Below are 11572 nucleotides of genomic sequence, written 5' to 3'. Positions count from 1 at the left end.
GCGCTTCAGTCTGCGCACGCTGTTGCTCTGGGGGGCACCGGTGCTGCTGATCCTTGCCGGCGGGGTTTCGCTCATCGTCTTTGCCCGCAGGCGGGCTGGAAAGCCAACTGGCAGCAAGCTGACCGTAGAAGAGCAGGCAAGGCTTGCCGAATTGCTCGATCCGACACCGCGACTTTGACGGAGGTCAAGGTCGGTTCGTCCAAGCCGTCCTACGCTCATGGCACCAGATGTTTCCGAAAGGGGAGGTGCACGCATGCAGGCCAAGGACATTATGACGAGCAACGTGGTCTCGATGAGCCCTGCGGCAGGGATCCGTCATGCCGCCGCGGTGATGATGCAAAACAACATCAGCGGGCTGCCTGTCGTGGACGACGAAGGGCGGATCTGCGGAATTCTGACCGAAGGCGACCTGTTGCTGCGGCGCGAGATCCGGCTTGCGCCGCGCACCGCGCGTAACGCGGAAATCACGTCCGATGTCGATCTCGACCGCTACATTCGCGGCAACGGCTGGTCCGTCAGAGATATCATGTCGCGCGATGTTATCGTCGCCAGCCCGGACAGCGAGGTTTCGGATATTGCCGAAAGCCTCGAGGTCCATCGCATCAAGCGTATTCCGATCGTCGACGACGGACGGCTCGTGGGGATCGTCAGCCGGCGCGATATCCTCGCTCTGATAACCGACGCGCCGACACTCAGGTTGCCGCGCGAGGATGACGCGATCCTACTCGCTGTTTGCACACGCCTGAAATATGATCTCGGGCTGACGCCGCAAAGGATCCGCGTCTCCGTCCATAACGGACAGATCACGCTCGAAGGAAATGTGGAAACCGACTTGCAGCGCCGTGCCGTGCTTGCGCTCGTCGAGAATCTCGGATTGGGAAGCTGCCTCGATCGGTTGCAGCTTGTCGCGGATTCAGATCCGGAAAAGCGGTCGCAACAGGCTTAAATCCAAGCCACTGATCGAGTCGCGGGCCGGGGGCTTCGGTCCGCCGCCGGCAGCCAATGCCTTGTCGAGTGCAGGACCAAGGCCGACCGACAGGGCCTTGTCGTCGAGCGGGCCGACCTGCTTGAACAGGATGCGGCCGTCGCGGTCGATGACGAAGGTCTCCGGCACACCGTAGACACCCCAATCGATTGCCTCCCTGCCGGTCGGATCGACGCCGACGGCAGCATAGGGGTTTCCGTTGTCACGCAAGAAGGCCAGAGCGTTGCTGCTGTCATCCTTATAATTGATGCCTATCAGCTTGACGCGCGGGTCCTTCGATAGCCGCATGAGTGCGCCATGTTCCTGCCGGCAGGGAACGCACCAGGACGCGAATATGTTGACGATCGTGACCTGGCCGGAAAACCCGCTATCTTGAAGTCCGGGAGACTGCAGACCAGCAAGCGGCGGCAGATCGATTACCGGGTGTGCCTGACCGATCAGTGCGGAAGGCAGGGCGGAGGGCGAATATCCTTCCGCCGCCTCCCGATAGAGCGTGCGCCCGGCGGCTCCGGCAATTGCCACAAAGACGAGCAGCGGCACGGCGGCAAGCAGATAGCGGCGCACTTTAGCGTGCCTCGTGGCGCGCGCCATGCCTGATCTTCGCCACTATCTCGACCTGCCGGCGATAGGTGCGGCCGCGAAACCAGGTCGTTGCGCTGATAGCGGTCATGACGGCGAATGCGGCGGCATAGGCCGCCAGCACATAGTCCCGATGTGTCATTTAATTCTCCTTTTGCATTGCGGCCCGTGCCGCCAGGCGGTGATGCGACATGAGTCTCCGCCGCCAGATTTCGTTCCTGATCGAGGCCAGGAGGAGCGTGAAAAAGAGCGCCGTGAAGGCCAGGCCCATGGTCAGGAGCGGGCGAAGGAATTCGATGTCCAGAGCGGGGCCATCTAGCCTGAGCACGCTTGCCGGCTGATGCAATGTGTTCCACCAGTCGACCGAGAACTTGATGATCGGAATGTTGACGAAGCCCACGAGAATGAGAACCGCCGTGACACGAGCAGCGCGCGTCGGTTCGTCGATTGCACGATTGATTGCCAATAGCCCGAGATACATCAGGAAAAGCACGAACATCGAGGTCAGGCGCGCGTCCCACACCCACCAGGTTCCCCACATCGGCTTGCCCAGATCGCGCCTGTCACGAGCGACACGAAGGTAAAGGCGGCGCCGATTGGCACAGCAGCGCGCGCGGCGACATCGGCGAGCGGATGGCGCCATACCAGGGAGCCGATGGCGTTTGCGGTCATCACCACATAACAGAACATTGCCATCCATGCCGCCGGGACATGGACATACATGATCCTGACGGTCTCGCCCTGCTGGTAATCACCATCGGACACAAAACTCAGATAAAGTCCAACAGCGAAACAGAGTGCAGTGACGATCGAAAGTCCAGTCAGGACCCGATCGGCCAGTTCCAGGAATCTGGCGGGCTGCGCAAGCCTGGTGATGTCGTCTTTGATGCGTTCGACATAAGTCATGGCCCGGTCTAGCGCCCAAAGCCGTCAGATTAATTGACCGGGATCAAACTGCGACCATTGGTGCGGTCATGCGTCTCTCATTTCGCTCTCCTGTTATCACAGTCCGATCCTCGGTCGCGGGTCCAGCAGGTTCATCGTGACATATTGCGGGGCCTTCTGACGCGGCAACGCTTGACGGAACCGGCCGATAATTGATCGCGGTCAAAGACGATGGCCGCGTAAATGCCAAAAAGGAGACATTCCAGTCCAGGAGACCTTCACCTTGATGATTGCCGCGCACGACCGATCCGCCCCTCCTCCCGCCGACGTGATTGCGGGCTCCAGCCCGCAGCCGGGGGAAACGAAGTCTGCTGTCTCCGGCCTCGTCCGGTTGCTGCCCCTGCTACGGCCTCACCGGGGCTTGGTCCTCCTGGCGGTGATCTCGCTTGCGGCGGCGGCGCTGATCTCGCTTGCGTTGCCGATGGCGGTCCGCCGGATGATCGATCATGGGTTCGGACAGTTCGACGGTGGCTTCATCAACAGCTATTTCCTGATGCTTCTTGCGCTTGCAATCGCGCTCGCCATAGCAAGCGCCTGCCGCTATTATTTCGTCACGACGCTTGGAGAGTGCGTTATCAGTGACCTGCGTGTGAAGACCTTCCGAAATGTGACGCGGTTGCCGGCAAGCTTTTTTGACGCCAACAAATCCGGCGACATCGCATCGCGACTGACCGCGGATGCCGCACAGATCAAGTCCGCATTGAACCTCGCTGCATCGGTGGCCTTGCGCAATTCGCTGCTGTGCCTGGGCGCGCTGGTGATGATGTTCGTCACCAGCCCTGGACTTTCCGCCATCACATTGGGTGCCATCCCGCTTGTGATCGCGCCGCTCGTCCTTTTCGGGCGCTCGGTCCGGAGAAAGTCGCGGGCGGCTCAGGACGCTCTCGCGACCGCATCCGCTTTCGCCAGCGAAATGATTGCCGGAAGCCGGACGGTCCAGGCCTTCAACGGGGAGGCAGCGGCGAGCGACAGGTATGCGCATGACGTCGAGGCGTCCTATCGCAGCGCCGTCCTTGCCGCCAGCTCGCGTGCGCTTCTGACCGCCGTTGCCATTGCAATGATTTTCGGAAGCGTCGTCGGGGTTCTCTGGATCGGCGCCCATAATCTGCTCTCGGGAACGTTGTCGGCCGGAAGTCTGAGCCAGTTCCTGCTCTATTCCGTCATTGCGGCAGGGTCGCTAGGCTCGCTCTCGGAGGTCTGGGGCGAACTGGCGCAGGCTGCGGCTTCAGCCGAACGCCTTTTCGAATTGCTCGATGAAGATGCCGGTGAGAGCGAGCAGGCCTCGCGTTCTGCGCTCAGCCAACCCGCAAAAGGCGCGATCGAAATTCGAGACCTGCATTTCGCCTATCCGGGCGCTCCGGACAGGCAAGTCCTCACGGGCCTGTCGATGAACGTGCGGTCCGGCGAGACAGTCGCTCTTGTCGGTGCTTCCGGCTCGGGCAAAAGCACAATCTTCTCGCTCATGCTCGGTTTCTACAAGGATTATGCGGGCGACATTTTGCTCGATGGTTGCGATGCGCGCACGATCTCCACCACTGCAGTACGAGGCGAAATTGCCGTCGTACCGCAGGACGTGACCGTCTTCGCAACCAGTATCGCAGAAAATATAAGTCTCGGACGGTCGGATGCGTCGCTGGACGAGATCGTGGCTGCAGCGACGGTGGCAAGAGCGCATGGGTTTATTTCCGAGCTAACGGATGGTTACCGTACCGTTGTCGGCGAGCGCGGTCTCACTTTATCGGGCGGTCAGCGGCAAAGACTGGCGATCGCCCGTGCAGTCCTGAAAAACGCGCCGATCCTCTTGCTGGATGAGGCCACGGCATCTCTCGATTCAGAAAACGAGATGCTGGTGCAACGGGGGCTCGACGAATTGATGTCCAATCGCACGACAATCGTGATTGCTCATCGGCTTGCCACCGTGCTCAAGGCGGATCGAATTCTGGTGCTCGACGGAGGGCGAGTAATCGAGGAGGGTACACACGCCGCGCTGATCCGCAAGGGTGGTGCATATTCCAGGCTTGCCGAGTTGCAGTTCGATCTCTCGGGGTCGGCGGCCATGGAACACGATGCGGCGTAAGGGCAACGACAAACAGTGGCAGATCGCGCGTTGCGGCCACGTCCGCTTTCTGCTCCTCGGTAAGAGGCCTAAATAAATTGCTGGGAAGAGTTCTCCAGACATCGTCTGTAATCTTCAGCGGAGTCCGGCATTTCGATAGGCTGGTGTCGAACGTTCGGTTATCCATATGGCTCTCAGTGTTTCATGAAAGGTGAACGTGAAACAGAAAGGCAACCCCATGTTGCAGGGGCTGCCTCGTCCAAACCTTGCACTAGCCGATCAGGTAACCGGAGATTTGCGTGGCATCACACCAGTCCTCGTCTGACTGCGGCGTCAGCACACGGCAAGCCGTTGGCTTTGCCGCCTCTCGGCCCCGAAGCAGTCATCGCAGCCCTCAATGTTCTCAATCCCATACATTGCAATTTTCCCGGCTCTCGGCTTTCCTGCAACCGGAAAGTGATCTCGGAGGTTGCGGATGACGGAAGCAAAACGCGTTGATGAACTGTTCGAGGCCTGGGCTAACGATCATTCGCCTGGCTGCGCGGTTGCGGTCATGCGTGACGGCGAGGTTATCCATAAGCGGGGATTCGGCATCGCCAATCTGGGCCACGGTATCGCGATCGGGCCGTCCACCGTCTTTCATTCGGCATCTGTCTCCAAACAGTTCACTGCATTTGCCATCCTGCTGCTGTCGGCCGAAGGAAAATTGTCGCTTGATGATGTGGTGAGTAAATACATGCCCGGCCTGCCTGATTTCGGCGCACCGATCACCCTCAGGCACCTCATGCACCATACGGGTGGCCTGCGCGATCACTGGGAATTGCTGGGCCTCGCCGGCTGGCGCTACTCCAAGGACCTGATAACCGATGACGACATCTTCGCGATCGTCTCCCGGCAGCAGGACCTGAACTTCCAGCCGGGAGACGAGCACCTCTATTGCAACACGGGTTATGCCTTGCTGGCCGAGGTCGTGAAGGTGGTCAGCGGCCAGTCGCTCCGTGCCTTTACCTCGGCCCGGATTTTTGAACCGCTTGGCATGCACAACACGTTCTTTCGCGACAACTATGCCGAAGTTGTCAGGAATGTCGCCGACGGTTATGTCGGGACGGAGACCGGGGTTGAGATCTCCAACACGAACTTCGATACGGTCGGCGCGACCAGCCTGCTGACGACAGTGGAAGATCTCGCGCTCTGGGATGAAAATTTCTACCACAAGCGTGTCGGGGGGGCCGACGTCATCGCAAGGATGGTCGAATGCGGCCGACTGAACGATGGCAGTGAAATCGGCTATGCCTCGGGTCTCGGCGTCGGTACCTATCGCGGCCTTGCGATCGTCGAACATACCGGCGGCGATGCCGGCTTCCGCTCCGATATCATCCGCTTTCCGAAGCAGCATTTCACCGTGGCGATCCTTGCCAATTTCGGGTCGATCGTGCCGAGCAACCTCGCGCGGGGGATCGCCGATATCTATCTGGCAGATGTGTTGCAGCCGATCCCGGAATCTCTGCCGAGCACGTTTCCGCAACCCGGCGCCGATGCATTGGAACTGCTCACCGGCTATTACGCCGAACCGCGACTGGCCGGCCGAGTCGCCCGCCTCGTGGCGCATGAGGGAAAACTGCTGATAGGCTATGACATCGAATATGGCACATATCGCCTTGAAGCGGTGGATGACCGCCGGTTCCGTTTCAGCGATTTCCCGAACCATGAGCTCGCGCTGGAGCAAGGAGAAGGCGAGCCGGCAACTGCGCTGACCTCCTATCGCGACGGCAAGCGCCTGTACCAATACCGGCGATTACCCCCCTATACGCCGTCGCCAAAGGAGCTTGCCGATCTCACCGGCACTTATCGTCCGGTCGAAAACGACATGCCCTACGACGTGAAGGTTCGGGAAGCGGGGCTGGTATTCAAATCCGTGAAGTCACGGGAAATAGCGCTGACAGCCGTCGCTCCGGACCATTTTCTCGGTGACGGGGACCGGTTCACGTTCACCCGCGATGACGACGGCCGGGTCACAGGCATGCTGACGAACAGTGGTCGCATCCGCAATTTCCGCTTCGAGCGGCTTTGAACCGCTCGCAGCGCCAGAATGTCTGCTCCTGGCGCTTTCCAGACGAAACATCCTACGGATGAGCCGGTTGATGGCTTACATTTCATCAAAGCGGCTATTTTCGCTGTTGCTCCACAGTCATTGTTACATTGGCCGCTCTTCATTGCTGGCCACGCGCGCTCGGGTCCGAAAACTAGAAATGCTCCCCGACCCAGGGTGCAGGCCCGAGAACGCGCGATCGAGGATCATGACTGCCTGATCGGAACAACCAAGCCCCGTCGCATGGCAACCCCGGCGAGTGGAACCATGGGCCTCATTGACCGGATTTCACCGCGGCAAGCCGGCTAGCCCTTCCAAACGTTATGCCGGCCAGGGCGACGAGCCTGTCGACATGCACGACCAGACCAACGGCGACCGCGAGACGCGCGGTTCGCCAATCGACTTCTTCCCCGCCCTTCAGGCGGCCGATGGACCGGGGTCGTCCGGCTTCTCCGGCGCTGGCCTCTGTCTGCCGGGCGCTCCACCCTTTAGCAGCCTCAGCGTCGGCTTCCCAGCGAGCCTCATCCTCACCTGAAAGCCGTCCGATCCCCTCATCGCTCGTTCCGGCTGGTAGTTGACGGTTTCCAGTAGAACCTGTTCCTGAAACCCATCTGCATTTTCGATAACGATCTTCTGACCTTCCCTTAAGCCAAGAAGGGCAAGGCCACGAAGCGTGTCGACGGGGAGCAGCATGCCGACCGGCGTCGTCATGCGGCCAGTGGTGAGGATGCGCGTGTCCCGCCTACGGTCGATGCTGAAGGTCACTCGACTGTTCAGGCTTGCGGCATCTTCTGGCAGATCCTCCCTGAACACGACAGTCGCGGCGGCCATCTTCCGCCCCAGTAGCTCGTGCAGCAGGCTGTCGCGAACGAAGGGGTCATCGATCATCGCCTCGAGCAGTGTAAAGTCCTTCGTGGTCAGCAAGCATTGGTCTCTCATCGCAGTCTCCATCGCGCGTACCCGGGCACTCAATTCGAATGGGTGGAGTTCCCCTGGCCGCGAACGGCGCAGGGGTCAGGAGCCTGCTGTGATGCACCCCCCGGGAAGATGATTTGGGCGTGGGTCGAGGATCATAGCATTTGACCGAGTTCCGCGGACTCAGACACCCATTCTACGGTCAGCCGGTGCAACTGACCGTCGCGAGCAGTCCAGTCTATGGACTGACCAGCTCTCAGGCCGATCAATGCAGTGCCAATCGGGGTGAGGATTGAAATCTTGCCTTCGGCGATGTTTGCCTCCCCCGGCAATACGAGCGTCACTGTCCTGTCTTCCCCGAGGTCACTGGTGAAGCGCACGGTCGAACCGAGGCGGATGATGCCGCGCGGGAGCCGATGGTCGTCCACAACGTGCGCACGTTCCAATTCGTAAAGCAGTTCGTCGGACACGACGGCATTTTTCGAAAGATGCGCCTCGGCGATTTTCGTCAATTTTCGGTGCTCTGAATGACCGACGATGATCGCCGGCCTGTTTGGGGGTCGCTTGTCTGCCATCTGCAATCTCCTGCTGACCGCAAATCAGTACTGCGGCAGCGAAACGATCGGATATGAGGAGAATGTCGCTATGGCTGCCCGACATGTCGAAGTCGGACGCCAGTATCCCTCGGCAGGCGCGACGCCGCCAGCCGGGGATTAGGATCCTGCGATGAGGATTACCCGCTTCACAACACTATTATGGTGCCAGATCAACATGGATTGAAGATGGCGATGAACCGTTGATGAGTCAAGGATGGCGCACGGGTGAGAGGCGCGGCTCTGTTGGACTCAGGCTCTGAAGCCGCCATCGTTTGTCGGCGTTCGCCTTGAAATATATCGTATTACGATATAAATTCATTGATGAGATCTTGACCACAGAGGAGCGCATTTCTATGGAAAATCGACCGAATCCCGCGGCAATGCGTCCTGCGGCGCGTTATCCTGCGGATAAAACGCTCGAAGATCTGAGGCAAAAGGTTCACGCCCTCCTCGATGATAGAATGGCGAGCCGTTTCGAGCTCCTCCGCGCTGAATGGTTTTACGATCTGGCTCTGCTGATCAATGACTTCCGTCTATGGATGCAGCGCCTCGATCAGAGTTTCGATCGCTTCCAGTAGCCATTGCTTGTCCGGCTCCCTCACGAACGGAAACTCGCCACCACGGCTTCGAACACGCTCGTTAGTAGTGGTCTGCTCGGCGATCAGTCCGAGGCAGTTCGACCGCATATGAATTGGGGTCCTCCAAGGACGGCCTTATTAACATCAATCGGAAGAAGAGGTTGCGTCTCCGAAACTCGGCCATGCATGCGCCGCGGCCAGCGGATGACCGATCTGATTAAGGTCGTTCAGCTAGGAATCTCGAACCTTCGTAACAGCGGCGAACTTGTCGAATGCGACGAGGCCAGCATGCCGCCGTCACCACGTCGTGTCGCGGAGGTTTGACTTCGGAAAATCAGCTGCCGGAATGGACACAGAAATCCGCCGAATCCCAATGGAGCTTGGCTTCATGGACAAGGGCGAGCGATGGCGTCGAAAGATTTTCAGCTGCGGGTGGTGGGTTCATCGAACCCTATAGCACTCCCGTGCGGAACGCAGTCGACTCCAAGCCAGGAGAGCGGCATGGATCTGTCAGAACGGCAGCCTCGATCCGCGCCGCTCGTCGGCGCCGAGCCGAACGCGTTAGGGCAATAGCAACTACAGCGCAAGATTTCAAAGAAGTCTTCGTAAAGGTTGTGTAGGCTCACGTCTCATGCGGGCACACATTGTAAGAATTTTAGAGATCGGTGGAATCGCTGCGATCCTCACGGCCTTTGTCGGCATATGGTGGGAGGCGCCGGCCGGTTCCTTCGATCCCTTCTGTACTTACACCACTCAATACGAGGTGGCCGCATCGCTCAGCGTGGGACCGGAGACGCTCCATTCGGTAATACGGGCCCAGAACAGGCGTTCGAGACGTTGGGTCGAGCGGATTTTCAATGGCGGATGCAAACCATCATCCAACAACGCACATGCATTTGTAGCGCGCGATGGAAGGGCCTTCTTGATTCCAATGCAATTGTGCCCGTTGGCCGAAGAGGTGCTGCGCGATATCGAGCAGGTCGACGTCCTTCGCGTCTGCAAGGGACGATGGCCGAACCGTACCGCTGGATTCGTCGTGATGACCGCTGACAAGCCGACGCAATGGGAGCTGTTCGATCCTTTCGGAAACGGTGCCGCGACATTCGCGTCGATGCATGCCGTGCCCTATCGATGGGGTTCGCCGAAAGATGATGTCGAGGAGAAGGCCCCCAATCTTGTCAAAACTGATTTTGACGGGAGTCGAAACTGGTACGACAGTCCGAACCGCGTTGTCCGACGGTCCAGCGACATCGTCTACCGTGCCCAGAAGGTCGAGCCTGGGATCGCAATAGGGAGGACACCCCGATAGGTATTGCTCGACGCGCATATATTGCACTGGCTGTCCTCCTGCTCCTCCCATTTGTCTACGAGTGGTACCTCAATTCCGCGCGTATGAGGGGGACCGGTGAAGCCGAGGTCGCTAAATCCGTTCCAGGTGGCGTCCGAACGGAGCGCCCTTCCCAGAGGCGCGCTCTTAAGATCCCGGGCTTCCGGGCCGCAGGCGTCAGCACGGCCGGGCTTGCTGACCATGTCGACGAAATCATTACGATCCTCGGACTGGACTATCTTCGACCGTTGAAGTCGCTGAAAGGTGCTGATGACGGATATGTCGACTGGGCTGCCAGTCCAATCGATGCCTATAGCCTCCGGCACGCCTCCCCAAGAGACGGGCAAGTGCTTGCCGCGTTCGAGAAGGCGTGCGAAGCGGCACGCAACATAGAGGATGACTGGGACAGCGATTGTATGGCGTTGAAGCGAGCCAAAACCGATGGTGGCATCTTCTACACTTTTGGCAACGGACGCATCGTGTTCATCGACCCGAAGCGCGGGTTGCTTCATATTGCCTATACCGGGCCGACAAACGGCGTGCGCGTTCAACGCTGAAGCCGTTGGTTGATCTATTCCCAATCTACGGGTCCTTGATTTCCAATTGTCATGCTTCCATGTCGGTTCTGCGCGGCAAATGAAGCAGCATCGTCCTTGTGAAACCGGGCTGTTCGAACGTCGCGCCTCAGGCCGTGGATATCGATATTCCTGCCGTCCTGAAGGGCACCAGCAGGTTCGCCGGACAGCTCTTTGCGACGAGAAGGCCATCCACCTGATCAAGCCCGACCACGTTGCAGGCTGAGACCGCGCCAAGCTTCTCGCGAGACGCGAGCACGATCGTTTCGGCCGCCTGCCTGACGATAGCACGCTTGACGGCCGCTTCCTCCCGATCGCCTGTCGTCAGGCCATGTTCATGATGGATGCCGGTGACGCCCATCAAGTAGATGTCGGCTTTCAAGGAGGAAATGCCCTCTATGGCGACCGCGCCAACCGCCACATTGGAGTGTTTGTAGATTCTCCCTCCTATAAGCTCGACCTCGATGGCCGGATGGGCATGCAGGGCGACGGCGATATCCGGACTATGAGTGACGATTATGGCTCGCAAGGCGAGCGGAAGCGCTCGAGCGACCGCGATGGCCGAGCTTCCTCCATCAAGGAACACGGTTTGTCCGTTCTTGATCATGCCCGCCGCGGCCTTGGCGATGGCCGTCTTGTCGTCTGCATGGACCTTCCGCCTGGTGGGGAGATCGGCCAGCGCTTTGGACGCCGGAAGAGCGCCGCCATGGACGCGTTGAAGCAAACCCTCTGCCGCAAGCTCCCTTAGATCACGTCGAATCGTATCCTCGGAAAGATCCAGTTTCTGGCTCAATTGCTTCGCCACAACCCGCCCTTCGTTGGCAAGAAGCTTCAAGATGAGCGCCTTCCGTTCCGTCGTGAGCATCACCGCCTCCTTGTTGATCGCACGATGTTGCACGAATAGATGAAGCATGCAATATCGTGAGA

The 11572-nt window shown here is 59.3% G+C and carries 12 protein-coding genes and 1 pseudogene; 7 read left to right on the top strand and 6 right to left on the bottom strand.

The window, feature by feature from the left end:
• Together FHX06_RS20585 and FHX06_RS20580 are read left to right on the top strand one after the other, a co-directional pair.
• Nucleotides 1–178, top strand: a 178-nt coding sequence (locus tag FHX06_RS20585; protein ID WP_183880669.1) for a cytochrome c-type biogenesis protein CcmH, incomplete at its 5' end; no start/stop codon positions are given.
• Nucleotides 179–253: 75 nt separating this feature from the next.
• Nucleotides 254–946: a CBS domain-containing protein gene (locus FHX06_RS20580; protein WP_113212737.1), complete on the top strand. Its 693-nt coding sequence runs from the start codon at nucleotides 254–256 to the stop codon at nucleotides 944–946.
• Here the strand turns inward: FHX06_RS20580 and FHX06_RS20575 are convergent.
• From FHX06_RS20575 to FHX06_RS20565, 3 genes and pseudogenes are all read right to left on the bottom strand, one after another.
• Nucleotides 914–1576: a DsbE family thiol:disulfide interchange protein gene (locus FHX06_RS20575; protein ID WP_210300576.1), complete on the bottom strand. Its 663-nt coding sequence runs from the start codon at nucleotides 1574–1576 to the stop codon at nucleotides 914–916. The genes FHX06_RS20580 and FHX06_RS20575 overlap by 33 nt on opposite strands.
• Nucleotides 1551–1706 carry a heme exporter protein CcmD gene (locus FHX06_RS20570; protein ID WP_112970565.1) on the bottom strand — a complete coding sequence of 52 codons (156 nt, stop codon included), beginning with the start codon at nucleotides 1704–1706 and terminating at the stop codon, nucleotides 1551–1553. Before FHX06_RS20570 ends, FHX06_RS20575 begins: the two co-directional genes overlap by 26 nt.
• Nucleotides 1707–2470 (bottom strand): annotated as a pseudogene (locus tag FHX06_RS20565) (heme ABC transporter permease).
• Nucleotides 2471–2735: 265 nt separating this feature from the next.
• On the opposite strand from FHX06_RS20565, the gene FHX06_RS20560 reads away from it, so the two are divergent.
• Together FHX06_RS20560 and FHX06_RS20555 are read left to right on the top strand one after the other, a co-directional pair.
• Entirely contained in the window at nucleotides 2736–4586 is a 1851-nt protein-coding gene (locus tag FHX06_RS20560; protein WP_113212740.1) for an ABC transporter transmembrane domain-containing protein, read from the top strand.
• Between the two features lie 454 nt (nucleotides 4587–5040).
• Nucleotides 5041–6636, top strand: coding sequence for a serine hydrolase (locus FHX06_RS20555; RefSeq protein WP_183880667.1), 1596 nt, complete (start codon nucleotides 5041–5043; stop codon nucleotides 6634–6636).
• 435 nt (nucleotides 6637–7071) lie between these two features.
• Here the strand turns inward: FHX06_RS20555 and FHX06_RS20550 are convergent, their stop codons facing one another.
• Both FHX06_RS20550 and rnk read right to left on the bottom strand, forming a co-directional pair.
• Nucleotides 7072–7593, bottom strand: a complete 522-nt coding sequence (locus FHX06_RS20550) for a nucleoside-diphosphate kinase (RefSeq protein WP_113212742.1) — start codon at nucleotides 7591–7593, stop codon at nucleotides 7072–7074.
• Nucleotides 7594–7724: 131 nt separating this feature from the next.
• The gene (gene rnk, locus FHX06_RS20545) at nucleotides 7725–8144 is read right to left on the bottom strand and encodes a nucleoside diphosphate kinase regulator (protein ID WP_113212743.1); all 420 of its coding nucleotides are present in this window, start codon (nucleotides 8142–8144) and stop codon (nucleotides 7725–7727) included.
• Nucleotides 8145–8452: 308 nt separating this feature from the next.
• On the opposite strand from rnk, the gene FHX06_RS20540 reads away from it, so the two are divergent.
• The 3 genes from FHX06_RS20540 to FHX06_RS20530 all read left to right on the top strand — a co-directional run bounded on the left by FHX06_RS20540 (nucleotide 8453) and on the right by FHX06_RS20530 (nucleotide 10627).
• Nucleotides 8453–8743: a hypothetical protein gene (locus FHX06_RS20540; protein ID WP_246715597.1), complete on the top strand. Its 291-nt coding sequence runs from the start codon at nucleotides 8453–8455 to the stop codon at nucleotides 8741–8743.
• A 631-nt stretch (nucleotides 8744–9374) separates the two neighbouring features.
• Nucleotides 9375–10052 carry a hypothetical protein gene (locus FHX06_RS20535; protein ID WP_183880665.1) on the top strand — a complete coding sequence of 226 codons (678 nt, stop codon included), beginning with the start codon at nucleotides 9375–9377 and terminating at the stop codon, nucleotides 10050–10052.
• 266 nt (nucleotides 10053–10318) lie between these two features.
• Nucleotides 10319–10627: a hypothetical protein gene (locus tag FHX06_RS20530; protein WP_162729987.1), complete on the top strand. Its 309-nt coding sequence runs from the start codon at nucleotides 10319–10321 to the stop codon at nucleotides 10625–10627.
• A gap of 127 nt (nucleotides 10628–10754) precedes the next feature.
• Here the strand turns inward: FHX06_RS20530 and FHX06_RS20525 are convergent, their stop codons facing one another.
• Entirely contained in the window at nucleotides 10755–11510 is a 756-nt protein-coding gene (locus FHX06_RS20525; protein ID WP_112970584.1) for a DeoR/GlpR family DNA-binding transcription regulator, read from the bottom strand.
• Nucleotides 11511–11572: the final 62 nt, after the last annotated feature.

The organism is Rhizobium sp. BK512, assembly GCF_014194915.1.
GTDB lineage: Bacteria > Pseudomonadota > Alphaproteobacteria > Rhizobiales > Rhizobiaceae > Rhizobium.
The sequence above is the reverse complement of the archived record's forward strand: the minus strand, read 5'-3'. Positions and strand labels throughout refer to the sequence as shown.

Coding starts and splice junctions, on each gene's coding strand:
- FHX06_RS20580 (WP_113212737.1), top strand. CDS start 254: ATGCAGGCCAAGGACATTATGACGAGCAACGTGGTCTCGATGAGCCCT.
- FHX06_RS20575 (WP_210300576.1), bottom strand. CDS start 1,576: ATGGCGCGCGCCACGAGGCACGCTAAAGTGCGCCGCTATCTGCTTGCC.
- FHX06_RS20570 (WP_112970565.1), bottom strand. CDS start 1,706: ATGACACATCGGGACTATGTGCTGGCGGCCTATGCCGCCGCATTCGCC.
- FHX06_RS20560 (WP_113212740.1), top strand. CDS start 2,736: ATGATTGCCGCGCACGACCGATCCGCCCCTCCTCCCGCCGACGTGATT.
- FHX06_RS20555 (WP_183880667.1), top strand. CDS start 5,041: ATGACGGAAGCAAAACGCGTTGATGAACTGTTCGAGGCCTGGGCTAAC.
- FHX06_RS20550 (WP_113212742.1), bottom strand. CDS start 7,593: ATGAGAGACCAATGCTTGCTGACCACGAAGGACTTTACACTGCTCGAG.
- rnk (WP_113212743.1), bottom strand. CDS start 8,144: ATGGCAGACAAGCGACCCCCAAACAGGCCGGCGATCATCGTCGGTCAT.
- FHX06_RS20535 (WP_183880665.1), top strand. CDS start 9,375: ATGCGGGCACACATTGTAAGAATTTTAGAGATCGGTGGAATCGCTGCG.
- FHX06_RS20525 (WP_112970584.1), bottom strand. CDS start 11,510: ATGCTCACGACGGAACGGAAGGCGCTCATCTTGAAGCTTCTTGCCAAC.